This is a genomic window from Streptococcus lactarius (assembly GCF_016642265.1).
Lineage (GTDB): Bacteria > Bacillota > Bacilli > Lactobacillales > Streptococcaceae > Streptococcus > Streptococcus lactarius.
In genome coordinates this window covers 158,242-182,077 of record NZ_MRXX01000003.1, presented here as the reverse complement: position 1 = coordinate 182,077, position 23,836 = coordinate 158,242, and the positions used below count along the sequence as shown (strand labels likewise).

Sequence of the window (23,836 nt, the reverse complement as noted above, 5' to 3'; positions counted from 1 at the left end):
AGGACAATCACAAGGAGAAAACGATTTCTTTTTAAAAAGTTTTTTAGGCTACAATTGTTGTTATTTTCGTTTAAAGGAGCCCATAATTAGCTTGGCAATCTCACGCGCAATCGTCCGGAACAAGGAACTCAAGAAGGAATCCTTGGCCTTTTCAAGACTTGATTTCCGAGGGCGACCTGGACTACGTTTTTGAGCTTCTTTTTCCGCTCTGGCTGCTTCTTTTGTAGCTTCTTTTTGTTCTTCTTGAGCTTCCTTACTTGCCTTAGCCGCCAATTTTTCGTAGGCAGATTCCCGATCAATCCTTGTCGCATACTTTTGATGGAAAGGCGACGTTGTGATCAAGGCTAATTGTTCACTTTCATTTAAAAGGTCAAAACTCGATTGAGGCGAAAGAATATAAGCACGTTCCACAACGCTAGGTTGCCCCTTCTCATTCAGGAAAGAAACCAAAGCTTCCCCTGTCCCTAATTCTGTGATCACTGTTTCTGTATCAAAGTCTGGATTCGGACGAAAACTTTGAGCAGCTACCTTAATGGCTTTCATTTCTTTTGGAGTGTAGGCCCGAAGAGCATGCTGAACACGATTCCCAAGCTGTGCCAAAACAGATTCTGGAAGGTCTTGAGGATTTTGGGTAATAAAGTAGATCCCTACCCCTTTTGAACGAATCAGGCGAACCACTTGCTCAACTTTCTCAAGAAACAGCTTGCTTGCATCTTTAAAAAGGAGATGGGCCTCGTCAAAGAAGAAGACCAGCTCAGGTTTTTCTGGATCCCCGACCTCAGGAAGGGTTTCAAAGAGACGGGACAACATCCAAATTAAAAAGGTCGAATACAATTTTGGTGAATGAAAGAGCTTTGTAGCCGAAAGAATATTGATATAACCACGACCAGAAGCATCTAGTTGCATAAAGTCATTTAAATCAAGTGCTGGCTCTCCAAAGAACTGATCTGCTCCCTCTTCTTCCAGAACCAAGAGACTTCTTTGGATAGCCCCAACAGATTGCTTGGTGATATTTCCATATTGAGCCGAATAGTCTGAGCTGTGTTCATAGACTTCCTTTAACAGGCTCTGTAGGTCTTTCAAATCAATCAAGGACCAATTTTTCTCTTGCGCCACTTTAAAGACAATGGCTAAAATTCCTGATTGGGTTTCATTCAAATCAAGCAAACGAGAAAGGAGTAAGGAACCCATTCCTTCAACAGTGGAACGAACAGGGTGACCTGCTTGTCCAAAGACATCCCATAATCGTACTGGGAAAGCTTGTGGCTCAAAAGTATCTGTGATACCAAGAAGCTTAAAACGTTCTTCCAATTTTGGCGTCCATTGACCCGCTTTTGCTAAGCCTGATAAATCTCCCTTGATATCTGTTAGAAAGACCGGAATGCCTTCTTTACTTAATTTCTCTGTTAAAACTTTGAGGGTAACGGTTTTCCCTGTCCCTGTCGCTCCTGCAATCAATCCATGGCGATTCAGCATCCGTAAGTAGATGGGCGTCTCAACCGCTCCTTTGGTAATGGTGATAGTCGTCATTTTATTTCTCCCTAGACTTTTCTTTTGTCTTCCTTTTCTTAGCCCCAAAACAGCATCAGACAAGCAAGACACACACTTCTTCTAGTGTATCATTTTCCTGCCTAAACGCAAGAAATTCTACTTAGATTTTAGGATACAGGTACAAAAAAATCTATAAGAGCGATTCCTCACTCCTATAGATTTGTTCGCTTCATTATTTAGCTGCCGCAAATAATGCATCTACCTTATTCCAGTTAATGACTGAGAAGAAGGCTTTGATGTAGTCAGGGCGTACGTTGCGGTATTTCACGTAGTAGGCATGTTCCCAAACGTCCAAGCCCAAGATTGGTGTTTTACCTTCTGAGATTGGGGTATCTTGGTTTGCAGTTGAAGTTACTTCGAGTTGACCTTCTTTGTTGACAACCAACCATGCCCATCCAGAACCAAAACGTGTTGTTGCTGCTGCTGTGAAGGCTGCTTTAAAGTCTTCAAACGAACCAAAGGCTGCATCAATAGCTGCTGCAAGTTCTGCTGAAGGAGCTGTTTCTTCTGGAGTCATCAATTCCCAGAATAGAGCGTGGTTCAAGTGTCCACCACCATTGTTGATCACAGCTTGGCGAATGTCAGCTGGAATGGCTTCAACATTTGCCAACAAGCTTTCAAGGTCTTCTCCAATTTCAGGATGTTTTTCAAGAGCCGCATTGACATTGTTTACATATGTTTGATGATGTTTATCATGGTGCAAATGCATAGTTTCTTCATCGATATATGGTTCCAATGCATCGTAAGCATATGGTAATTCTGGTAAAATGATTGCCATTTTAAGGTCCTCTTTTCTTTATTACTGTCTTGATGATAACGCAAACAGCTAAATTATTCAACTAATCTGCTTGCGATTTCACTTGTTCTTAGATGCTATTTGCCACTTTTAAAAGTGCCAAATCAAATAGGTAGTCTTTGTCATACTTTCCACTTTTAATCGCATAATCGGTCTCAATGAGAGTGATCATGGCCTGCTTCAAGAAAGGAAGAGAAAGTCTACGACTGTCTCGCAGGGCAAACTTCACCTGATATGGATTGATTTTGCGTCCCGACAGATCCGATAAACTCGTAACGATTTGGCTTTCGGGCTGGCCTTCTTCTGACAGAATTTTAACCTGAGTAAACAGACGGAATTGACCCAGCATAATCGCGATTAATTTGATTTCATCTTCTCCCTGCAAGCGCAGATCCTTGACTAGATTGCTCGCCTGATCGATTTGGCGTTTGAGAATCATTTGGGTCAAGTCAAAAATATTGTCTTGTAAGGTCTTAGGAACCGCCTCTTCGACATCCTCCAAGGTAATCTGACCGTCTTCTTTATAGGCCTGTAACAAGGCTAGGTTCTTCTGTAACTCTCCAAAGTCATAACCAGATTTTAAGAGTAGCTGATCGAGTGCATCCCCCACAAATTTCATACCCAATTCTTGGGCCTGACTAGCGAAATAGCGCTTCAAATCTTGATCTTTTGGGGTCGCTGCTTCAACGATTTGAGCCTCTCGTTTTAAAAGTTTGACCAAACGTCGCTTGCTATCTAACTTTCCCTCAGCAAAAATCACCAATTTGGTCGACTCGGATGGCATTTCCAGATAGCTTTCAAATTGCTTTAGATCTTCATCTGTCAAAACACGTTTTTTGGCAGTCGTCAGGTCTAACAAGTGGTCCAAAATCACAATCTTCTCATCTGCAAAAAAGGGAAGGCTAACCAAATCCAGTTCTACCACGGCATAGGAGGTTTCCTTCATATCAAAATAAGAATAATTGAGATCAGAAGGATCGTAGGCAATCTTTTGTAAAATATCTTTTTTTAGCCATTCAAATTGTCCAACATCCTCACCGGTTAAAACAAGAATAGGTGGGAGGGTGTGAACCGTTAGATCCTTGATATCATTAATAGCTTGCATGATGTTCTCTTATCTCTATCCACTTAGTATTGTTCGTGTTCAGCAGCCATTTTTTGCTCCAACGGTGATTTTTCACCAGACAAATCAGGTGCTGCTACAAAGCTTGGGATTTGTTCAAATGACCCACTTGTATAGGGATCTGCTGTTGGTCTTAACTGTGGCTCAGAAGCCACTTGAGTCGGATTTACGACTGGCTGTGGAAATGCGTTTTTGGCTGGAAACATCAAAAGGATGAGGAGGGCGACTGACCCGATAAGCCAAATAAAGAGGAAGACTTCTAAAGAAGTCACTAAATAGAACAGAATTGGGCCAAGTTTCAAAAAGATCCACGACCAATGAATCCCTGCATCTCGCAAACGTCTTACACAAATCGCTTGGCTCGGTACAAAAATAAGAAAATAAAAGAAGACCAAGAAAGCAAGCGACCATAGAACAGGGAGGGCTTGTAAGTTAGAGAGTGGCAAAGAATCCTTACCAGTTTGATGCGATACATCCGCTACGATGAAAAAGACCCAGAGAGGCAATGAAATCAAAAAATTCCAGAAAAAAGCTAGCCAAAAATGGGCACGGCTGGTCCTACCTGAAAAATCAGCATACTGGAGCCAAAATTGCTTAAATGCGTTCATATCATTCTACCTTTACATTAATTTCATCTTCTATAATAGCAATTTTCAACAGTAAAAGCAAACCTTCCCTTTCTTCTAGCGGACAGTCTCCAGCCTCCAATGATCCCAGCCAATCAATCGAATAGCCCCTCTTTCATCGGTACGAAGGTAAGAAATCGAACGCTTCTCCAATCGTTCCAACAATTCTTTATGGGGATGCTGGTAACGATTCTTCTTTCCAACTGAAATCAAGGCCAGTTGAGGATGTAATTGATCTAAAAAGGCGTCGCTCGAAGATCCTTTTGATCCATGGTGCCCCACTTTTAAGACGTCTACTTCTAGTTTTGGATAATTGGCTAAAAGTTGTTTTTCTCCTGCTTCTTCAAGGTCCCCAGTAAATAGAAATCGTTTTTGAAAAAACTGTCCATATAAGACGATTGAATCATTATTTTTCCCATCACCCACTCCATCAGGGGATAAGACCTCTAGGTAACTCTCAAATATAGGTAAGTGATCGCCTCTATTGACAACTTTGATCGAACTATGAAGCTGTTTCAACTGCTCTTGAAATTTGGGTTGGGTGAGGCTTCCCTGACTGATATAAATCGTTTGAATTGGAATTTGTCTGGCCACCTCAAGCATATCTCCCATGTGGTCCTGATCCGTATGTGTCACAACCAAGGCATCGATTTTTCCAACCCCTCGACTCTTAAGGTAAGGAAGGAGGGTTTTCTCAGCATTGGCCGACTGATGACGCTCCTGCCACTTTTCTCCGCTCTTAAAACTGACACGTCCACCCACATCAATTAAGATCGTCCGGCCTTTCCAATCTCGTAAAAAGATACTATCTCCTTGGCCAATATCGACCATCGTAATCTCATTTTCTAAAGGGTGCTTGGTCCAAGCAAAGACAAGAAAGATAGCTCCTATACAAAGTAAGCGCAACCCTTTTTTCTTTCTAAGATCATAGAGGACCCCCAAAAGAAAGATCAAGCCAAGCAGAGCCAACCCTGTCGGTTGACCAAATACTAGGGGAAGTGACGTCCCATCTGCGATCCAGCGGATACACGCCTCGATTAAGATAAAGACAGTATTAAAGATGGTCAAAGGTTTTAAAAAAGAGAATAGAAACAAAACAGTCAAACCTGGAAGCAAGACAAGGTCAAATAAAAAGGAAAAGATAAAGGTCAGCGGAATGGACCAGGGTTGAAAGACAGCAAAATAATAGGTTAAAAATGGCAATATGCCTAAGCTAATGCAAGTACTTTCCAGTAGTACTTTTTTAAAACCAACATAGGAACTCGTATCTATCAGGGTCAAAATAAAGGCATACGCACAACTTAAGACACCGCCGGCAGTAAGAAGGAAAAAAGGCATAAAAACCATCAAAAACATGATTGTAACTGCCATATTCTCCATTCCAACAATCCCTTTTTGGGACAATAGTTTTTGCAGAAGGCTACGAACAACAGAGACTGAAAAACCCGTCAAACCAGCGTAAAGAAAGGAAAGAGGATACATCATAAATTCTACCGTTTCTTGCAGTATTCCCAAGCGTAAGAGGATTTTTCGAATACCATTGATGAAAAATCCAACTTGCATTCCCGATAAGGCAAACAAATGGATAATGCCTAAGCTGGAATAGAGCTGGTCCATCTCTTCAAAATCAGTATCTAGATAGCCAAAGAGAAGTCCTGTCATATACTGATTCATTGGATGCGGAAAGTGTTCCTTGCTCCAAACTATGGCTTTGCGCCTCAATTGGGAGCACCAATCAAACAGATTCCAGGTTTTAGAAGGCACAGCCGATCGAAAAGACTCAATAGTGATTTGATAGTGGATTCCTTGCGTCTTCAAATAAGCACGGTAATCAAATCCTCGAAAATTTCGCTGACCTACCGGCTCTTCCATCCTTCCTTTATACGAAATATCCATGGACTGCGTTTGTGATTGCCATTGCTTTTTTTCCTTTTCTGATTTCAACTGATAAAAGACTTGGTATGTGTTTCCTTGATCTGTTGCTCGAAAACTCAGCAAATCACCATTGATCTTAATCGCATCTGGCAGTAAACGTAACTGAGCCGGTGGCTGAGATGCTCCACTTTTGTGCTCGTTTAGAAAACGCTGAATAAAAAAGAAGCCAGCAAAACAAACTGCCAGAACTGCAAGCTTAATCAAGCTTTGACGCTCATTTTTATATCGATTGACCAACAAGAATAGAGCGACGACAAGAATGATCTCCGTCTGAAATGAAGGTTGGTAGACACTGAAATACAAACACAGCAATAAAAAGGCTAAGTGAACTGGCGAAAAGGGAAACTGCTTAATCCACCGTGAAAGCATCTTTTAATTTCTCCAGCGTTTTCTCACCTATTCCTGAGACATTTTTTAGATCCTCTACCGATCGAAAAGGACCGTTTGCTTCACGGTAGGCGATGATATCAGAGGCCCTCTTTTGGCCAATGCCTGAAACAGTCTGTAATTCAGCCTCAGTTGCACGGTTCAAATGCACCTTTCCCGGTCTTTTTGAGCTTGCAGATGAGGTAGTTGGGCTCGCTGAACCGCCAGCCGCGGGAACATCTTCTCCTTCTTTAGCCACATATATGACAGCTTCATCCGTGAGTTTTTGCGCCAAATTAACCGATTGACTATTAGCTTCTGGGGTCATCCCACCAGCTTTATAAATCGCATCGTGAACCCGACTATTGGACCGTAATTCATAAACTCCTGGCTGTTTAACAGCCCCCTTGACATCCACCGTAATGACCTCAGCTTCTTCTGACATTGAAGGGGATGTCTTTTCTTCTTTTGAACTAGAGACCTGTGTTTTTTTCTGGGATGATGATACACTAGACGCTTGATAAAGATCTGGAACTGTCGAAGTACTTGACTTAGGTTGTTGAAGGATAAAATAGCCACCCACTAAAAGGCCAATCACTGCAATCCCTAAAAAGAGTTTGTATTCTTTAATTTTTTCAATCAAATCTTCCATGAAAATCCTCCTCTCACTTTTATTATTCGTAAAAATAAAAAAAACTGAGAAAATTTCTCAGCATTTTTACTTATTTTTCCGATGTTTGTCTGGATCCCATACAAAGCTTGCGAGGTAACTAAAGAGCAAGGTCAAGATGCCCACGACTAAAACAACAGGAATCAGAAGGATTTTCAACAAACGAATCAAGATAAAGGGTTTTGTTGGGGTGTTGATCGCTTGGGCTTCAGCATCCAAACGATCAAACTCCTCTTGAACACGACGGGCAACTTCTGCTACCCCTTCGTCATTCATTTTTTTGATATCTGAAATATCAATTGGATGTCCAAAGTTCATATCAATGCGCTCACCAGTTGCCAAACCGTTCAGATCTCTTGGTCCAGTATAAGTCACTGGCATGATACGGACCTTAGCCATTTTGGCAATGATGGCGACACCACCTTTAACATCTTGTGAATGCCGGCTCCCACTTGGGAACATAATCAAGGAACGGTTGCTCTTTTTCAGCATATTAACGGGGTACTTAATAGCTTCTGCCCCTGGATTTTCACGGTCAATCGGAAAAGCTCCACACATACGAATCCACCAGCCAAAAATACGATTGGTGAAGAGTTCTTTTTTCGCCATAAAAATAAACTGCTTGGGCTTGGTCGCAAAGGCCATATAAACGGGATCCCACCAAGTCCGGTGAGGAGATACCAGGATATAATTTTCATCACAATCTGGAATATTTTCCTTATGATGGTAATGGGCATTGCCATTTAAAACCCAAAGAATAAAGGCAACAAGGCCACGTAAGTAGGTGTAAAACATAGTTGTTCCTCAAATTCATTCATTTGTTACGATATATGATGTAAAATCATATGGATTCTTTCTTATTATACCCTATCCTTATTTTGACCGCAAACCTTTTTGTAGAAAAAAGTCTCAGCAGGCCAATTCTAGATAGTCTTTTTCTCAAAAAAATGATATTATATTGTCTATGGAAACTATTGATTTGAAGGGGTTAACCCGAAGTGATGTCCGAAAAAAAACAGAACGCGGACAAACCAACAATTTTACAACGAATACCAGTACCAGTACTTGGCAGATCATTAAGCGCAATGTCTTTACCTTGTTTAATACCTTGAACTTTGTGATTGCTGTAGCTCTTGCTGCTGTACAAGCCTGGAGCAATATGGTCTTCTTTGCTGTCATTAGCTTTAATGCGATCACAGGGATCATGACTGAAATGCGGGCCAAACGAATGATTGACAAGCTCAATCTCATGAGTCGGGAACTGGTCACAGTCATTCGAGACGGGGAGAAAGATGCGATTTCACCGGAAGAGCTCGTCCTTGGTGATTTAATCCTACTTTCTTCTGGGGAACAAATCCCGAGTGATGCCGAGGTCATGTCTGGAATTGCTGAAGCCAACGAAGCGATGCTAACAGGTGAGAGTGATCTGGTCTTAAAAGAGGTCGGAGCTGAACTGCTTTCTGGTAGTTATATTGCGAGTGGTCAAGTCTATGCCCGTGTCAAGCGAGTTGGGGCAAACAACTATGCCAACAAACTGATGATGGAAGCCAAAACCTTGAAGCCCATCAATTCGCGTATTCTCTATAACTTGGCGAAAATCTCTAGCTTCACTGGAAAAATTATCATCCCATTTGGTCTTGCTCTCTTCTTTGAAGCTCTGTTGATTAAAATGCTGCCCATCAAGGATTCCGTTGTGAATTCTTCCACTGCTCTCTTGGGAATGTTGCCAAAAGGAATCGCCCTTTTGACCGTTACTTCTCTCCTGACAGCGGTGATTAAGCTCGGCATGCGCAAGGTTCTTGTTCAAGAAATGTACTCAGTAGAAACCCTTGCACGTGTGGATACCTTGTGTCTGGATAAAACTGGGACCATCACCCAAGGTAAGATGACGGTGGAAGCCCTCCACAGCTTATCCGATCATTTTTCTGAGGAAACCATCAAGGTGATCCTTTCAGCTTACATGCAAAATAGTGAAGATACCAACCCTACCGCTCAAGCCATTCGTAAAGCTTATGGGGAATTGGAGCACGCCTATTCTGCTGAAAACATCATTCCATTTTCGAGTGATCGGAAATGGGGTGCCATGCACTTATCCAATCTTGGAACCGTCTTTCTCGGTGCTCCTGAAATGCTTCTTCACGAAAATCCGACGGCTGTTGTCGAAGCACAAGCCCGCGGGTCACGGGTGCTCGTCCTTGCCCACAGTTCAGAAATGATCAGTATGCAAGAGTTGACATTGCCAGAGGATCTTGAAGGAATTGCCGTTATTGAAATTACGGACCCAATCCGCGAAGGGGCTTCAGATACTCTTGAGTATTTGCGCTCTGAAGGTGTGGACCTCAAAATCATCTCCGGTGATAACCCTGTAACCGTTTCTTATATAGCCCAACAAGCTGGCTTTAAAAACTATGAGAACTACATCGATTGTTCAAAAATTGCTGATGATCAATTAGTCGATCAAGCAGAAGATACAGCTATCTTTGGACGTGTATCCCCTCACCAAAAGAAACTACTCATCCAGACCTTGAAAGCAGCTGGCCGGACAACGGCTATGACTGGAGATGGAGTCAATGATATCCTCGCTCTTCGCGAAGCAGACTGCTCCATCGTAATGGCTGAAGGAGATCCAGCAACCCGTCAAATTGCAAACATTGTTCTTTTGAACTCTGACTTTAATGACGTTCCAGAAATTCTTTTTGAAGGTCGTCGTGTGGTGAATAATATTGGACGAATCGCCCCCATCTTCTTCATCAAGACCATTTATTCCTTCCTCTTGGCTATTATCTGTATTGCCAGCGCCCTTTTCTTCAACGTCAATTATTTGCTGATCTTCCCATTCATCCCTATTCAAATCACCTTGATTGACCAATTCGTCGAAGGTTTCCCACCGTTTGTTTTGACCTTTGAGCGCAATATCAAACCGGTTGAAAAACACTTCTTGAGACGTTCCCTTCTATTAGCCCTACCGAGCGCCTTGATGGTTGTCTTTAGTGTCTTGTTCATTCGCCTTTGGGGAGCAGGCCATGGTTGGTCAGCAGCCGATATGTCTACGGTCTCCTATTACTTACTAGGCTCTATCGGTTTCCTATCTGTTATCCGTGCTTGCCTACCACTGAACATTTGGCGCACTCTTCTCATTCTCTTTTCGGTTGTTGGATTTTACGCATCTGCGGTCGTCCTGAAAAACTTGATCGAGATTTCCCTCCTTACAGCCACTACTTTCCCAGTTTATCTGGCATTGATGGCCATCTTTACAGGTGTCTTTATCCTGACAACCATTCTACAAAAGTATGAATTTGATTAAAAAAGTTGAGAGCAAAACTCTCAACTTTTTATGTTCTAACGATCTTTCCCCAAGGCTTTTTTCATGCTATAATAGAGCCATGACAGATATCGAATTAAAAGACGGCGAGCGCGTCAATCAACTCTTTTCAAGTGATGTGAAAATCATTCAAAATCGAGAAGTTTTTAGTTACTCGGTAGACAGTGTCCTGCTCTCTCGCTTTCCAAAATTACCGAAGCGAGGCTTGATTGTAGACCTCTGCGCGGGAAATGGGGCAGTTGGCCTTTTTGCCAGTACCCGCACGCATGCAAAGATTATCGGTGTCGAAATTCAAGAACGTCTAGCAGATATGGCTACCCGCTCCATTGCCCTCAATGGCTTGGACCAACAAATGTCCATGATCACCGATGACCTCAAGCATCTTCCCCAACATATCAAAGGGAGTAAGATCGATATTATCCTTTGCAATCCCCCTTATTTCAAAGTTGATGAACATTCAAACCTCAATGAAAGCGAACACTACCTCCTAGCTCGGCATGAGATCACGACCAATTTAGATGAGATTTGCCATGTGGCCCAACGGGTCCTCAAATCAAATGGTCGCTTAGCAATGGTCCATCGTCCTGACCGATTCTTGGACATTGTAGAGACGATGAAGCGCTACAATCTTGCCCCTAAGCGGATCCAGTTTGTCTATCCAAAAGTGACCAAAGAGGCCAATATGTTATTGATTGAAGCGATCAAGGACGGCTCACTAGATGGTTTAAAGATCCTGCCTCCCCTCTTTATTCACAATGAAGATGGCAGCTATACTGACGAAATTCATGAGATCTATTATGGAAACTAAAGCTTATATGTATGTTCTGGAGTGTGCGGATGGCTCCCTCTACACAGGTTATACAACAGACGTTGAAAAACGTGTCAAGACCCACAATGCTGGAAAGGGGGCCAAGTACACACGGGCTCGCCTCCCTGTCACCCTCCTCTATCAGGAATCCTATCCCGATAAACCCTCTGCCATGTCTGCTGAAGCTCTTTTTAAAAAGAAATCACGCCAGGCAAAATTAAACTATATCAAAGAAAACCGTCGGACTTCGTGATCCAACGGTTTTTCATTTACAAGAAAGTCATACGGTATTGGTGAGTTCGCTGTTCTTGTGGGCGCAACAGAATGACCCCTTTCTTGTCTTCGAAGAAATCCCCTTCTTCATCTGATGTTGGTAGCCCTGTCCAAGGCTCCAAGGCAATGAAGGGCCCATCATTACTACTTGACCAAAGAACCAAATGATCAAAATCAGAAAATGTAAATCCGATGCCCTTACCGGATTTTTTTGAGATGAGCTGGACAGATTTTGAGGCTAACTCATCCAAAATAATGGCATCCTTTTGAAAGAGTTCATGTGTCAATTGTAAGCGCCGGTCCTGATTGAAAAATGGCAAACGCTTCGTTCGATTGATCAAACCAGTATCTGTATTCAAGAAGGGAATACTGCAAGTTTCTTCTTGTTCAAATACCAATTCATAATCGTCATAAGTTTCATCTGCTAAAAGGGGGCAACGAAAGGCTGGATGACCCCCAATACAATAGGGCATGACTTGATCTAGCTCAAGATTTTGCACACGATAAGTCGTACTAACTTCTTTTCCACTCAATTCATAAGCAATTTCCACTCGAAAATGAAAAGGGTAGTTTCGCAAACTTTCTGGGTTTGAGGTGATCGCAAAAACCAGACGATTGGGAGTATGTTCTTTGAGCTGAAACTCTCTCTTGCGAATCAAGCCATGTCTTGGTAGCTGCCCTGTCTGCTCTCCATTGTTTAGATGGTACTTTACTTGGCCATTTCGCACATTTCCACAAATTGGGAATAAAACAGGAGCCTGTCCTGCCCAATACTTGGCCTCACCTTGCCACAAATACTCTAGGCCCTCCCTATTTTGTATCGACTTTAGTTCTCCTCCAAATGACCTACATTTTAGTTGAAGAACATCATTTTTTAACTCAAAATCCATTATAGAATCCCCTTCTCCTGCTTGCTTTGATCGAAAAGCAAGACAACTTTCTCTTAAAATCTATAGATTTTTAAAAAATTTCAAAAAAACGTTGACAAAGCACAAAAATAATTGTACAATTAATATGTTAACAGAAATAATTAATTTTAGCAATTCCCAACTTCTGTTAATGGATCTTTTTAAGAAGTCATGGGTTGCATCCGTACTTCTCGAAAGATTCCTCCTACATTTGGTCTCCTTATAAATATACAAGGGTGAACGATTGCTCAACCCTTGTATTTTTTTGTTTTCTAAAAAAGACGGCCGATCTGCGACCGTCGTCTTATAGGATTTATTTATCCCCTTTATTTCGGATGACAAAGCCGTTTTTCTTTTCATTTGAAGTACGATGTGGGCGTTTGTTTCCTTTTCCTTCAAAGTCTCGGCTATTTTTATTGGACTTCCGTTTGAAATCACGGCGTCCACCATCTCGGTCTTCTCTACGGTTTCGATCACGGCGTTGGTCTCCACGGTAGCCATTTCCACGACCACCTTTGCCTTTTCCACTAAATCCACCAGAAGATGGTTTAAATGGCAATGGTTTTTCACGCGCAATTTCCACTTCTGGAAGGCTATCTGGATCTTGAACAGTTAAGCTCAAAATATACATCGCCAATTCTTCCGGAGTAAATTCTGCTGCCAGTTTGCGAGCATCTTTGCCAAACTTCTCAAAGTTGGTCCGGATGCTTTCATCCTCAAAGTCACGTTCAATTTTCTTCAACGCCACATGTTTTTTCGCTTGGAAGGCTTCTTCTGCTGTCGCAGGTTTCATCCCCTTCATCCGCTTTTTGGTGAGGTTTTCAATAATTTGGAGATAGCCCATTTCATTAGGTGCGACAAAGGTAATGGACTGTCCTGATTTCCCAGCACGACCTGTACGACCAATCCGGTGAACATAACTTTCTGGATCTTGTGGAATATCGTAGTTGTAGACATGCGTCACACCTGAAATGTCCAAGCCACGCGCTGCTACATCCGTAGCTACAAGAACATCCAGATTCCCATTTTTGAAATCGCGAAGGACACGCAGGCGTTTGTTTTGATCCAAATCTCCATGAATTCCTTCTGCTCGGAAACCACGGATCTTGAGACCACGCGTCAACTCATCGACACGGCGCTTGGTCCGACCAAAGACGATGGCTAGTTCAGGCTGTTCCACATCCATGAGACGGGTCATGGTGTCAAACTTCTCACCTTCTTTGACACGGATATAGTACTGATCTACTAATTCTGTCGTCAATTCTTTAGCAGCAATCTTGACGTGCTCAGGCTCTTTCATAAACTGGACACCGATCCGTTTAATGGCATCCGGCATGGTAGCTGAAAAGAGCAAGGTTTGACGTTCCTCAGGAACACGGCTAATAATAGCTTCGATATCCTCTAAAAAGCCCATGTTAAGCATTTCATCTGCTTCATCCAGGATCAAGGTTTCAATATGATTGAGTTTCAAAGCCTTACGCTTGATCAAATCCAGTAAGCGTCCAGGTGTTCCCACAACGATGTGAGCGCCTGACTTCAAAGCTTTAATTTGCTTTTCAATGCTGGACCCACCATAGACAGAACGGACTTTGACACCCTTACTACGTCCAAAGCGGAACAATTCTTCCTGACTCTGAACTGCCAATTCACGCGTTGGCGCAATGACAAGGGCTTGGATAACGGTATTATCCACATCAATCTTCTCCAAAGTTGGAAGACCGAAAGCCGCAGTTTTACCCGTCCCTGTTTGCGCTTGACCGATGACGTCTTTTCCCTCAAGGGCCAAAGGAATAGTTTGTTCTTGGATGGGGCTCGCTTCTACAAAGCCAGCTTTTTCAATTTCTGCTAATAAGGAAGCAGAGAGGTTAAATTCGTTGAATTTCAATTGTTTCTTCTTTCTAAAAGTGGTGCGAAGCCACTTTATCACACTTCGTTCAATGCATTGCATTGATGGCTCAGGAAGTCGCCTTCCTTGGTTTGCTGTCGTAACACTCATTTGAACAAAATCCAACTTTGCTAGGATTTTAATTAGCGAAAAACTGGATGCAGATAACGATTGCCCGACCAACCTCTATGCTAGAGTTTCAGGTGATTCCCATCCTGCATACAAAAAGTTCTTCCCTAGGTTTTTCTCATACAAGTTTACAACTTATCTAGTATAACACAATGCAGATACAAAAGATAGTCAAACGAAAACATTTTTATCGTTTGACCAATCTTTGCTAGTTGAAAGTGCGAAGGCTGGCTAAATGATACCGATTTAGAATCGCTATTTTACGGACTATTTTTCAAAAAAGCTTTTTATTTTAAACTATAATTTCTTTGTAAAAACTTTTATTTTTTGGCAGGTCCTACCTTGCGTTTTTACAAATAAATATGTATAATACAATTAGTATCTAAAATATTTCTGTAATAAAGAAATAGGATCCTTCTATTCATTCAACGATTTATTCTAAGTTCTAACTGATTTAGAAACCACTCAGTACTATTAAATCTACTCCTACTATTTCCAAGAAGATTTTGTACAGTCGATGAAACTACTCACACTGCCCCTTCTTTGGAGAGGAGGGCAGGTGTTTAGATACTTCCTATTTTTTCAGTGTATTTTAGATACGAGAGAGGCTCGGATTTCTCCAAGCCTCTTTTTTTTTTTATCTTTTTTTAACAATCCATCGCATGACTTTGGCGAGTAGCAACCATAAAATAAAGCTACACACGGATACATAAATCCAGGCATTTGGATCCTGCGTCAATGGAAGGGGAATATTCATCCCAAAGAAACCAGTGATCACGGCTAAGACAGCCAACAAGGCTTCAAAGATGGTCAGGGTGGTCAAGTTATCATTCAGATTATTGTTTAGGATATTGTTGTAAGAGCCCGACAGTTGCTGCAAAACATTGGAGATCAATTCTGTCATAGAAACCAGCTGATTGGCTTCAATCATGGCGTCATCAAATTGTTCTTTTTCAATATCATCCATTCTCCGATAAATAGCATGTGCTTTAATATGTTCTAGCAACATCCGATTTTGTTTGGCTGCAGCAAGGAGGTACACCATACCGGTCTCAAGGTCGGATAGGGCATAGAGGTTCTTACTGGTTGTGGTTTTTCGAAGGAGGCGATTGAGGTCATCCTTGTGCTTATCTAAACGGTCTATAATCGGGTAATAGGCATTACTGATCATTTCAAGACCGGCAAAAAGCAACTTAAAAATGGACAACTCTCCATGAGCTTCCAAGTAGCTCATCATCTGTTCAATGATGTAAACATTTTCTTGGTTACTGATCGTGACCAGACGGGTATCCTGAACGATAAAAGCCATAGGAATTGTTTCGTAATATTCCTTATCTTTTTCCAGGTTCAAGACATTGTAGATAAAGGTGATCGTTCCGTTTTCTCGATTGTAGTCCATATGCGCTCGTTCATTTTTATCCAGAGCGTACTCAATCGTTTCTTTGTCAATATCGTATTTCTTATAGAGATAGGAATTCTCTGTGATCCTATCTGAATCGATATTGATCCATTTCCGATCTTGACCCAATTGTTTATCGATAAACATGTTGACTCCTTTCCCTACTATTTATCAATGGTTTGGTGCAGCTGATTATTTAAAAACAGCACTGGCTAATGCTTGCTGAATTTCAATGACGCTGTTGTCACTCTTGAATTGCAAGATTTCTGAAGGCTCCACTGCAGAAGAGACCCAGATTTTTAATTCCGCGTCTAAATCAAAGTGACCAGAGGTTTCAACGGAAAAGCGAGAGATAGAGCGATAAGGAAGGGATTTGTAGGACGTTTTCTTCCCTGTTACTCCTTGTTTATCCACCAAGATCAAGCGATATTCTGTAAAGACAATGAGGTCCCGAATCAAGCTAAAAGCAAGGGTCACTTGCTCTCCCGGCACCAAGATATCTTCCAGATCTCTTTCCACCTTGTCGACATTTTTTTGAGAGGCATTGCCCATCAAACCACTTAGTAATCCCATAGTTTCTCCTTTATAAGCGAAAACAGATTAGTTTCTGTTTTCGTATTTTTATTTTAATGCATCGGTAACGAATGGTTTCTTAACCCATTTTTTCTTCCAGCTCAACATCTGGATACTTATCCGCAAACCAACGGAGGGCAAAGTCATTTTCAAAGAGGAAGACAGGCTGGTCAAAACGGTCCTTGGCTAGGATGTTTCGGCTTGAAGACATGCGTTCATCTAGATCTTCTGGCTTGATCCAGCGAACGGTCTTTTTCCCCATTGGATTCATGACCACTTCGGCATTGTACTCATTTTCCATGCGGTGCTTGAAGACTTCAAACTGGAGTTGCCCGACAGCACCCAACATGTATTCACCCGTTTGGTAGTTGGTATAGAGCTGAATAGCTCCTTCTTGCACCAATTGCTCAATTCCCTTATGGAAGGACTTTTGCTTCATAACGTTCTTGGCAGACACCTTCATAAAGATTTCAGGCGTAAAGGTTGGCAGTGGTTCAAATTCAAACTTGTTTTTGCCAACTGTCAAGGTATCTCCGACCTGATAGGTACCCGTATCGTAGACCCCAATGATATCTCCTGCTACGGCATTGCTAACATTCTCACGGCTTTCGGCCATAAATTGAGTGACATTAGATAGCTTAGCACCCTTACCGGTACGAGGGAGATTGACACTCATTCCACGTTCAAATTCACCCGATACAATCCGTACAAAGGCGATCCGGTCACGGTGACGAGGGTCCATGTTAGCTTGGATTTTAAAGACAAAACCTGAGAAATCCTTGTCGTAAGGATCGACAAGTTCACCATCTGTCTTCTTATGTCCATGAGGTTCTGGAGCAAACTTGAGGAAGGTTTCCAAGAAAGTCTGCACTCCAAAATTGGTCAAGGCTGATCCGAAGAAGACTGGTGTTAATTCACCCGCAAGGATGGCTTCTTCTGAGAATTCATTTCCAGCTTCTTGCAAAAGTTCGATATCGTCTTTCACCTGCTCGTAGAATGGATTGTTAGCAAAGAGCTTGTCTCCATCTTCTAGGCTGGCAAATCGTTCATCCCCTTTGTAGAGTTCCAAGCGTTGGTTATAGAGATCGTAAAGACCTTCAAAAGCTTTCCCCATCCCGATCGGCCAGTTCATTGGATAACTGGCAATCCCCAAGACTTCTTCCAATTCTTGCAAAAGGTCCAGTGGCTCCCGGCCATCCCGGTCTAGCTTGTTCATAAAGGTGAAGACCGGAATCCCACGGTGTTTGACAACCTCAAACAATTTCTTGGTTTGGGCCTCAATCCCTTTGGCAGAGTCTACGACCATGACGGCAGCGTCCACCGCCATCAAGGTCCGATAAGTATCTTCTGAGAAGTCCTCGTGCCCTGGGGTATCAAGGATATTGACACGTTTGCCATCGTAGTCAAACTGCATGACAGATGAGGTTACCGAAATCCCACGTTGCTTCTCGATATCCATCCAGTCAGACTTGGCAAAGTTACCTGTTTTCTTCCCTTTTACGGTACCAGCCTCACGAATCTCTCCCCCAAAGTAGAGCAACTGCTCTGTAATCGTCGTTTTACCAGCATCCGGGTGGGAGATGATGGCAAAGGTACGGCGTTTTTTAATTTCTTCTTGTACGTTCATGTTCCTAATTCTTTCTCTTTTTATTTTCTGATAAATTTACAAATTCATCTCTACATCGGATCTCTCCTCAACTTCTCTATCTTTTCTATTATAGCGAAAAGAGGTACTTTTTTCAATGATGGATCTTTTCGGGAAAGCAAAAAAAGAGAGTGGGACAGAAATCGGTCATTCGTTAGAATTCGATTTCGTCGTCCCACCTCCGCACAGTTGAGTAGGGCTGTAAAAGCTGATGAAATCAGCGTAGTAGAGCCCACTCAACCACTGCGTCTTGATCGACAATCCAAAAACAATTGAGAGGCTAAGACTTCTGTCCCAGCCTCCTCTTACCACGGCTATCAGAAGGCCCCGAATCCTCCGCCACCACCGCCGTCAGAGAATCCACCGCCGTCAAAACCACCACTCCCATCTGAGGAGTTGACAGAAAAGCTTGAAACACTATAGGAATCAGCTGCATAACTCATTAAGGTAGAGCCATCTAGGAAGGAATTTGAAGAGGTCGTTAGCCAAAGAACAGTGTCCCAGTCTTCATATGGTATAGCAATTCGGTGATTTTGGAGTACCTGGCTCACTTTTTTAGCTTGACCATACAGGGTCGCATAGACTAAGATCCGATTCCATAGGACAATACTCTCAAGCTCTGCTTGGTTGAAATTTGGAATACTTTCGATCATATTTCGAAAGGCCATCCATTTAAATTGTGCATCCAAGTTTTCTAAAGATTGTAGATGATCTTCACGAAGTTTTACAACAATATAAAACGGAATGAAGAAGACGATCAACAATACAATCATCCAAAAATAGAAGGAAGATAGATGTGAACCAAATCCAAAAGATAAGAAACACATGCTCACAAATAAGATCAGTAAGATCCAAAAGTGTAAGGCACAGCCTGTTTTTGAAAGGGCTTCTTCTTTCTCAGTTAAGTCTCTAAAATAAGAGGGCAGTCCTAATTTCGCAATCTCCTTGTCGACACCTTTTGACAATTGCTGGGCATCCTTTTTTAAAAGGGATCGAACATCACTTCCGACCTTTCGAATACGGTCTCGTTGTGTGTCTGTTTTAGCAGCTCGGAAATCTTTTTTTAGGGCTGCCTGATTAATTTTATACTTTGAGAATACCTCGCTGATCCTGATTTCAGTTTTTTGATTAAAGATCATTTCAATAAACTTCAATTCAAAATCAGCCAAGCCTTTATGGTGAAGGCAGGTCAGGGTTTCCCCATTTTCATCTCTCGTCAAACGAAGATTTCCTCGATCAATAAGATCCAATATGGTTGCTTGAATGAGATGATTAAATTTTAGTTGCCCTTTCTCTCTAGACATCACCATCTGTTCAAAATCAAGTTGATACAAGGCCTTAGCTAGGACAAAGGGTGGTAAATTCTGTGGAGGTTCGTATAATCGTACACCTTTTGCAATCCGACGAGTTCTGGTACTGATAAAATACCGGATCCATGGAATGAAAGCGAGGATAAATAAAAGAATCGATACAATTGGAACAACTTTGAGAAACAATGTCTTGTAGATGACTGTTTTTTGTTGTATGGATTTTTCTTTTTTTAGGAATGTGTCTTTTCCATTTTCCTTGTTAATCTCATTTGCTTGTTCTCGACGCAGGGCTTCCGTCATTGGCCAATAAGCATGCAGTTCAAGCTTTCCATTCTTAGGAAAGTCCTTTGTCCAAAGATGGTAACCTGTCGCAGTCCGTTCAACCTGAACTGGTGGATTAAAATAACCGGTATGAGCATACAAGTCTCCCTGCTTGGCATCCAAACCATCCACATAAAAATCTAATTTTGCGACTTTTTCATCTCCATCTGAAATGGGAAACCAATTTAGTTCTGCAATATCATTGTACAAATTCAAGAGATGGTCTATCTTCCAGATTACTTTGATCTGAACCTTTCCTCCTACAATTCTGGAATTGTATATTTTTAATTGCCGGCCGTCTTTGAGATCCGTTTCCTCTACACGAATCTCACGCTTCTCCCCGTCCACATAGGCTTCCACCTGAGGATTTCGATGAATCTTAAACTCTTTTGGCAGCGGGTCTGCACTTCCTAAGGTCACATACTGGCCATTGTAGCCCGTCTGAAACTGATAGGTAATTTCCTGTGTAAAAATAGCTTGACTATCTTCCTGCAATTGAAGGTGTCCCACATAGGATTCAATCGAATAGCGAACCTGCTCATCTGCTTTGGCTACTACTATGGAGCCAACAAATCCTAAAATGAGACTGATCATCAGTAAAAATCGCTTCATGTTTTCTCCTTTAACGAACAAAGGTTGAGAACATACTGTCCCAACCTTTCCAACTCTTATTTGATCACTTTCACCCGCTCACTTCTTTTTTGGAAGATCTGATTAAAGAGGACCAAGGCCAAGGCCAATATACTCGAAACAACGAGATAATTGAGCCAAACTTTATCACCATTCATAATCGGTGGGCGAGCCATCAAGCCATAGTTTCCTCCCGTTAGTTGATTGACCCCAACCAGGAACAAATCCAAAACAAAGGTGTAGAGAACAATTTGACTATTTTTTAAGAGATTTCGATCATACCACCGCAAGAGATAAACCAAAGAATTGATCAAGAGACAGTAATGCCCAAGTAAAAAGGAAAAGCTCGTAATATGAGGGAAGGTATAGGGATCAAAGACTGGATAACCCAAGGCAAAAATCGCTCCACTCACTCCCATCAAGGCAAAGTACTGCTTGCTCTTCCAACGGTCTGGCAAGAGCAAGACTGCAAACATGGCCAAGCGGCAATGATAGAAAGGCAGGCTATTGGACCAAGGAATCTGATAGAAAAAATACCACAGATACAAGCTGATCAACTGAAAAGCCTGTAAGCATTGAAACCATTTCTTAAATTGGTCGCTTCGATAAAAACGCAGTGACACCAAAATCGCTGTCACAACGAACAAGACCATGATACTATACCAAAGTACTGAAATAGCTGGTGGTGCTGTTGCTTCCGTAGTGAAAAAATGATGCATATAACCTCCTTAATTCAGGCGAGACAATTCGTTTTTTTCTACAAATCTAGATTTCCATAAAACATGAACCAAAACAATCGCCACTGACATCACGCTACTAACGATCACGTAATTGAGGAGTGGGCCTTGATCTCCAATCAAAGGCGGATGGCGAAGAAAACCATAATCTCCATTCGTCAAGCTATTGATTAGAAAAATCAAAGCATTCAATCCAAAAGTAATTCCGCAGATGGACCAACTTGTGACACGCATGGGTTGGTACTCCCTTTGCAAATAGAGCAAACAATTGGCAAAAAGAGCCCAGTGGCTAAAGATTAAGTTCAGTGCCGTAATATGTGGGAATGGGAAAGGATCAAATACTGGATAAAGCAGAGCAGCGATTGACCCAAACACCCCAAGAAGGGCGAAATACTGTTTTACCACTGTTCGCTTCGGTGCAAAAAGAATCACCAGCATGGCCAAGCGACAATGGTAAAAAGGAAGGCTATCGGACAAAGGCATGTGCGCCCACATATACCAAGTATTGATACTCAAGACTTGAATCAATTGCGCCCAATACCAAAAGCGTTGGTAACTTTTCGACTGGGCATATTTGATTGAAAAGTAGCCAATGACGATCAAAGAAACTGGCATGAAAACGTACCAGAGTCCAAACTCAGGCGGGGCTGATTTTTGGTTAGTAAACAATAAATCCCAAAGTGTCATTTTTCTATTCCTTTAATTTATAGATCGTTTTTAATCACAATAAAAATCTCGTTTCCCATCATAGACCTCCCAAAGGAAGTTCAATTGTTCTTCTGTATTGCGCTTGGTAGAAAGAGCAGGTATTTTTTCTCTCTCAAAAAAGGCAAGGTCGGAAATTTCCTGGTTCTTTTCAAAATTTCCATCTAATAATTCACATTCAAATACCAATTTCACATATTGGCGACTTTGCAATTGGTAGCGATTGGTATCAAATACTGCCAACAATCTGATTACACGCGCAGAATAGCCCGTTTCTTCTTGGATTTCCTTTAAAATGTTTTCCGTCGGAGAATAGCCAACCTCACCAAAGCCACCCGGCAAGGCCCAGGTCTCTTCTCCCTGACCTTTCACCAGACAAAGTTTTCCATCTTTGACAATCCATGCCCTAACATCAATCAAGGGAGTGTCGTAATGGTCTGTCGGTCTAAACAAATCCGATAATTCTTGTGGATTCAAATCAGTCGTTTCTCTCACAAGATCCTGTAAAATGGCACGAATATCCTGATAGCGCTCTTGATCAAATGGATCTTTTGAGAACGCTAAGCCTGTATTGGTGATTGAAATCAAGCGCTGAATGTTCTTTAGTACAATATTACTCGCCATTCTCCAACTCCTCTACCAATTTGGCTAAATGCATGGAATTGCTTCCCTTGATGAGGATTTGGTCTTGCTCTTTCAAGCTTTCCTTGACTTGTTTGACCATGTCCTCAAACTGGTCTTCCTCAGCGGTCTTCTTGAAATAATAGACATGTCCGAGTGGGAACATCTGACTCGCTAACTGGGCCAATCCTGCAATGTCTTGGCCATAGAAAATAACTGTATCCAAAACATCTGGTGAGAGGCTGAGGATCATTTGGTTGTGGAGATCAATCGATTGCTCCCCTAGTTCTTTCATATCGGCGAGAACTGCCAGCTTCCGGCCATTTGGATTGGCTGGAATAGTCGAGAAAGTCTCTAAAATCAAGCGCATGGCTGTCGGGTTGGCATTGTAGACATCGGATAAGATATCTGCTCCATTACTGGCCTTCTTCCACTCTGTTCGATTGCGGGTCAATTGCAAGGTCGCAAAACTATCCCGAATCGCCGCTTCACTCACTCCTTCTTGCAGAGCAACATAAGCTGCAATCATGGCATTGGTCGCATTGTATTTTCCAGTGACAGGAAGATCAATGGCTTCTTTTAAGAAATTCGTTCGGAAAGTCAAGCTATCCTTTCGCTCTACCAATTCGGTAAGGAAAATCTCCTCATCCGGACCAAAGCGGACGACTTTTTGTTTTTCAGGGAGGTAGGCATTCACGATCGGATCTGCTGGAACCACCAGAAGGCCACCTTCTGGCATGCCATCCGCAATCTGGAGTTTTCCTTTTGCGATCTCGCTTCGATCTTTGAAGAATTCCAAATGGGCTTCCCCAATGAGGGTGACAATAGCAGCTTTTGGATGGGCAATTTCTGAGAGAAGATGGATATCTCCTAGATGGTCTTGACCCATTTCAAGGACGAGTTTATCCGTCCCTTCTGGCATATGCAATACCGTATAAGGTAGACCAATTTCGTTATTGTAGTTTCCTTGTGTTTTATAGGTTAGGTAGGTAGTGGACAAGAGCTGTGCCAGCATATCTTTTGTGGTTGTTTTCCCGTTAGATCCCGTCACTGCATACACATCTACTTTCGTTTTTTGAAGATAGGCTGCAGCCAATGCTTGAAAAGCAGTTAACACATCTTCCACTAAAATATACGGATGCCCTTCAATCACTTTTTCTGAAAAGGTAGCGACAGCGCCATTTTCAAAAGCTGTCTCGATGAAATCATGACCATCACGCGCTCCTTTTAAGGGAACAAACAAGTCTCCCGGCCCAATCAACCGGCTGTCAAATTCAGGCTTGACGAGGGCCACATCTTCAAATTGGCTGATATCATTTTTTGCATGTACAAGATGAGCAACTTCATGTAAGGTGAGATTCATATCCGACTCCTCAATCTTTCATTGCGCCCACAATAACGGGGACGCTCCTATCAAATTCTTCTCATTATACCATATTCTAGGCCACAAAAAAAGTGGCTGGGACAGAAGTCCTAGCCTCTTGATTGTTTTTGGATTGTCGA

At 42.1% G+C, this 23,836-nt stretch carries 20 protein-coding genes; 3 read left to right on the top strand and 17 right to left on the bottom strand.

What is annotated here, in order from left to right; translation table 11 throughout:
* Positions 1 to 60: 60 nt before the first annotated feature.
* From BTU61_RS03045 to BTU61_RS03015, 7 genes are all read right to left on the bottom strand, one after another.
* Complete coding sequence (locus tag BTU61_RS03045) at positions 61 to 1,530, bottom strand: helicase HerA-like domain-containing protein (protein ID WP_200772279.1); 1,470 nt, start codon at positions 1,528 to 1,530, stop codon at positions 61 to 63.
* A 193-nt stretch (positions 1,531 to 1,723) separates the two neighbouring features.
* Entirely contained in the window at positions 1,724 to 2,329 is a 606-nt protein-coding gene (gene sodA, locus BTU61_RS03040; RefSeq protein WP_200772278.1) for a superoxide dismutase SodA, read from the bottom strand.
* 88 nt (positions 2,330 to 2,417) lie between these two features.
* Positions 2,418 to 3,452, bottom strand: a complete 1,035-nt coding sequence (holA, locus tag BTU61_RS03035) for a DNA polymerase III subunit delta (RefSeq protein WP_200772277.1) — start codon at positions 3,450 to 3,452, stop codon at positions 2,418 to 2,420.
* Between the two features lie 23 nt (positions 3,453 to 3,475).
* Positions 3,476 to 4,078 (bottom strand): DUF805 domain-containing protein, encoded by a 603-nt coding sequence (locus tag BTU61_RS03030; protein ID WP_200772276.1) that lies wholly within the window; start codon positions 4,076 to 4,078, stop codon positions 3,476 to 3,478.
* A gap of 75 nt (positions 4,079 to 4,153) precedes the next feature.
* Positions 4,154 to 6,400, bottom strand: a complete 2,247-nt coding sequence (locus BTU61_RS03025; protein ID WP_200772275.1) for a DNA internalization-related competence protein ComEC/Rec2 — start codon at positions 6,398 to 6,400, stop codon at positions 4,154 to 4,156.
* Positions 6,381 to 7,049, bottom strand: coding sequence for a helix-hairpin-helix domain-containing protein (locus BTU61_RS03020; protein WP_200772274.1), 669 nt, complete (start codon positions 7,047 to 7,049; stop codon positions 6,381 to 6,383). The genes BTU61_RS03025 and BTU61_RS03020 overlap by 20 nt, the downstream gene beginning before the upstream one ends.
* A gap of 66 nt (positions 7,050 to 7,115) precedes the next feature.
* A complete protein-coding gene (locus tag BTU61_RS03015) occupies positions 7,116 to 7,862 on the bottom strand; it encodes a lysophospholipid acyltransferase family protein (RefSeq protein ID WP_200772273.1) in 747 nt (248 codons plus the stop codon).
* A gap of 169 nt (positions 7,863 to 8,031) precedes the next feature.
* Here BTU61_RS03015 and BTU61_RS03010 point away from each other — a divergent pair, with 169 nt between their 5' ends.
* The 3 genes from BTU61_RS03010 (at position 8,032) to BTU61_RS03000 (ending at position 11,450) form a co-directional block, all read left to right on the top strand.
* Positions 8,032 to 10,371 (top strand): HAD-IC family P-type ATPase, encoded by a 2,340-nt coding sequence (locus BTU61_RS03010; protein WP_200772272.1) that lies wholly within the window; start codon positions 8,032 to 8,034, stop codon positions 10,369 to 10,371.
* 79 nt (positions 10,372 to 10,450) lie between these two features.
* Complete coding sequence (locus tag BTU61_RS03005; protein ID WP_200772271.1) at positions 10,451 to 11,197, top strand: tRNA1(Val) (adenine(37)-N6)-methyltransferase; 747 nt, start codon at positions 10,451 to 10,453, stop codon at positions 11,195 to 11,197.
* Positions 11,187 to 11,450 carry a GIY-YIG nuclease family protein gene (locus tag BTU61_RS03000; protein WP_187539393.1) on the top strand — a complete coding sequence of 88 codons (264 nt, stop codon included), beginning with the start codon at positions 11,187 to 11,189 and terminating at the stop codon, positions 11,448 to 11,450. The genes BTU61_RS03005 and BTU61_RS03000 overlap by 11 nt, the downstream gene beginning before the upstream one ends.
* Before the next feature lie 16 nt (positions 11,451 to 11,466).
* Here BTU61_RS03000 and BTU61_RS02995 read toward each other — a convergent pair whose 3' ends face one another.
* The 10 genes from BTU61_RS02995 to BTU61_RS02950 all read right to left on the bottom strand — a co-directional run bounded on the left by BTU61_RS02995 (position 11,467) and on the right by BTU61_RS02950 (position 23,696).
* Positions 11,467 to 12,360 (bottom strand): aldose 1-epimerase family protein, encoded by an 894-nt coding sequence (locus BTU61_RS02995; protein ID WP_200772270.1) that lies wholly within the window; start codon positions 12,358 to 12,360, stop codon positions 11,467 to 11,469.
* Positions 12,361 to 12,691: 331 nt separating this feature from the next.
* The gene (gene cshA, locus BTU61_RS02990; RefSeq protein WP_200772269.1) at positions 12,692 to 14,263 is read right to left on the bottom strand and encodes a degradosome RNA helicase CshA; all 1,572 of its coding nucleotides are present in this window, start codon (positions 14,261 to 14,263) and stop codon (positions 12,692 to 12,694) included.
* A 766-nt stretch (positions 14,264 to 15,029) separates the two neighbouring features.
* Positions 15,030 to 15,938 carry a magnesium transporter CorA family protein gene (locus tag BTU61_RS02985; protein WP_187539399.1) on the bottom strand — a complete coding sequence of 303 codons (909 nt, stop codon included), beginning with the start codon at positions 15,936 to 15,938 and terminating at the stop codon, positions 15,030 to 15,032.
* A 45-nt stretch (positions 15,939 to 15,983) separates the two neighbouring features.
* Positions 15,984 to 16,364, bottom strand: a complete 381-nt coding sequence (locus tag BTU61_RS02980; protein ID WP_187539401.1) for a PH domain-containing protein — start codon at positions 16,362 to 16,364, stop codon at positions 15,984 to 15,986.
* Positions 16,365 to 16,443: 79 nt separating this feature from the next.
* Positions 16,444 to 17,991 carry a peptide chain release factor 3 gene (locus tag BTU61_RS02975; protein WP_200772268.1) on the bottom strand — a complete coding sequence of 516 codons (1,548 nt, stop codon included), beginning with the start codon at positions 17,989 to 17,991 and terminating at the stop codon, positions 16,444 to 16,446.
* 335 nt (positions 17,992 to 18,326) lie between these two features.
* Positions 18,327 to 20,252, bottom strand: coding sequence for a DUF2207 domain-containing protein (locus BTU61_RS02970; protein WP_200772267.1), 1,926 nt, complete (start codon positions 20,250 to 20,252; stop codon positions 18,327 to 18,329).
* Positions 20,253 to 20,308: 56 nt separating this feature from the next.
* The gene (locus BTU61_RS02965; RefSeq protein ID WP_200772266.1) at positions 20,309 to 20,989 is read right to left on the bottom strand and encodes a YwaF family protein; all 681 of its coding nucleotides are present in this window, start codon (positions 20,987 to 20,989) and stop codon (positions 20,309 to 20,311) included.
* Positions 20,990 to 20,998: 9 nt separating this feature from the next.
* Positions 20,999 to 21,694 carry a YwaF family protein gene (locus BTU61_RS02960; RefSeq protein ID WP_187540906.1) on the bottom strand — a complete coding sequence of 232 codons (696 nt, stop codon included), beginning with the start codon at positions 21,692 to 21,694 and terminating at the stop codon, positions 20,999 to 21,001.
* Between the two features lie 30 nt (positions 21,695 to 21,724).
* Complete coding sequence (locus tag BTU61_RS02955; protein ID WP_200772265.1) at positions 21,725 to 22,336, bottom strand: NUDIX hydrolase; 612 nt, start codon at positions 22,334 to 22,336, stop codon at positions 21,725 to 21,727.
* The gene (locus BTU61_RS02950; RefSeq protein WP_200772264.1) at positions 22,326 to 23,696 is read right to left on the bottom strand and encodes a UDP-N-acetylmuramoyl-tripeptide--D-alanyl-D-alanine ligase; all 1,371 of its coding nucleotides are present in this window, start codon (positions 23,694 to 23,696) and stop codon (positions 22,326 to 22,328) included. The genes BTU61_RS02955 and BTU61_RS02950 overlap by 11 nt, the downstream gene beginning before the upstream one ends.
* Positions 23,697 to 23,836: the final 140 nt, after the last annotated feature.

Bases quoted from the DNA above. Each gene is read 5' to 3' on its own strand.
- BTU61_RS03045 (WP_200772279.1), bottom strand. From the start codon at position 1,530: ATGACGACTATCACCATTACCAAAGGAGCGGTTGAGACGCCCATCTAC.
- sodA (WP_200772278.1), bottom strand. From the start codon at position 2,329: ATGGCAATCATTTTACCAGAATTACCATATGCTTACGATGCATTGGAA.
- holA (WP_200772277.1), bottom strand. From the start codon at position 3,452: ATGCAAGCTATTAATGATATCAAGGATCTAACGGTTCACACCCTCCCA.
- BTU61_RS03030 (WP_200772276.1), bottom strand. From the start codon at position 4,078: ATGAACGCATTTAAGCAATTTTGGCTCCAGTATGCTGATTTTTCAGGT.
- BTU61_RS03025 (WP_200772275.1), bottom strand. From the start codon at position 6,400: ATGCTTTCACGGTGGATTAAGCAGTTTCCCTTTTCGCCAGTTCACTTA.
- BTU61_RS03020 (WP_200772274.1), bottom strand. From the start codon at position 7,049: ATGGAAGATTTGATTGAAAAAATTAAAGAATACAAACTCTTTTTAGGG.
- BTU61_RS03015 (WP_200772273.1), bottom strand. From the start codon at position 7,862: ATGTTTTACACCTACTTACGTGGCCTTGTTGCCTTTATTCTTTGGGTT.
- BTU61_RS03010 (WP_200772272.1), top strand. From the start codon at position 8,032: ATGGAAACTATTGATTTGAAGGGGTTAACCCGAAGTGATGTCCGAAAA.
- BTU61_RS03005 (WP_200772271.1), top strand. From the start codon at position 10,451: ATGACAGATATCGAATTAAAAGACGGCGAGCGCGTCAATCAACTCTTT.
- BTU61_RS03000 (WP_187539393.1), top strand. From the start codon at position 11,187: ATGGAAACTAAAGCTTATATGTATGTTCTGGAGTGTGCGGATGGCTCC.
- BTU61_RS02995 (WP_200772270.1), bottom strand. From the start codon at position 12,360: ATGGATTTTGAGTTAAAAAATGATGTTCTTCAACTAAAATGTAGGTCA.
- BTU61_RS02985 (WP_187539399.1), bottom strand. From the start codon at position 15,938: ATGTTTATCGATAAACAATTGGGTCAAGATCGGAAATGGATCAATATC.
- BTU61_RS02980 (WP_187539401.1), bottom strand. From the start codon at position 16,364: ATGGGATTACTAAGTGGTTTGATGGGCAATGCCTCTCAAAAAAATGTC.
- BTU61_RS02975 (WP_200772268.1), bottom strand. From the start codon at position 17,991: ATGAACGTACAAGAAGAAATTAAAAAACGCCGTACCTTTGCCATCATC.
- BTU61_RS02970 (WP_200772267.1), bottom strand. From the start codon at position 20,252: ATGAAGCGATTTTTACTGATGATCAGTCTCATTTTAGGATTTGTTGGC.
- BTU61_RS02965 (WP_200772266.1), bottom strand. From the start codon at position 20,989: ATGCATCATTTTTTCACTACGGAAGCAACAGCACCACCAGCTATTTCA.
- BTU61_RS02960 (WP_187540906.1), bottom strand. From the start codon at position 21,694: ATGACACTTTGGGATTTATTGTTTACTAACCAAAAATCAGCCCCGCCT.
- BTU61_RS02955 (WP_200772265.1), bottom strand. From the start codon at position 22,336: ATGGCGAGTAATATTGTACTAAAGAACATTCAGCGCTTGATTTCAATC.
- BTU61_RS02950 (WP_200772264.1), bottom strand. From the start codon at position 23,696: ATGAATCTCACCTTACATGAAGTTGCTCATCTTGTACATGCAAAAAAT.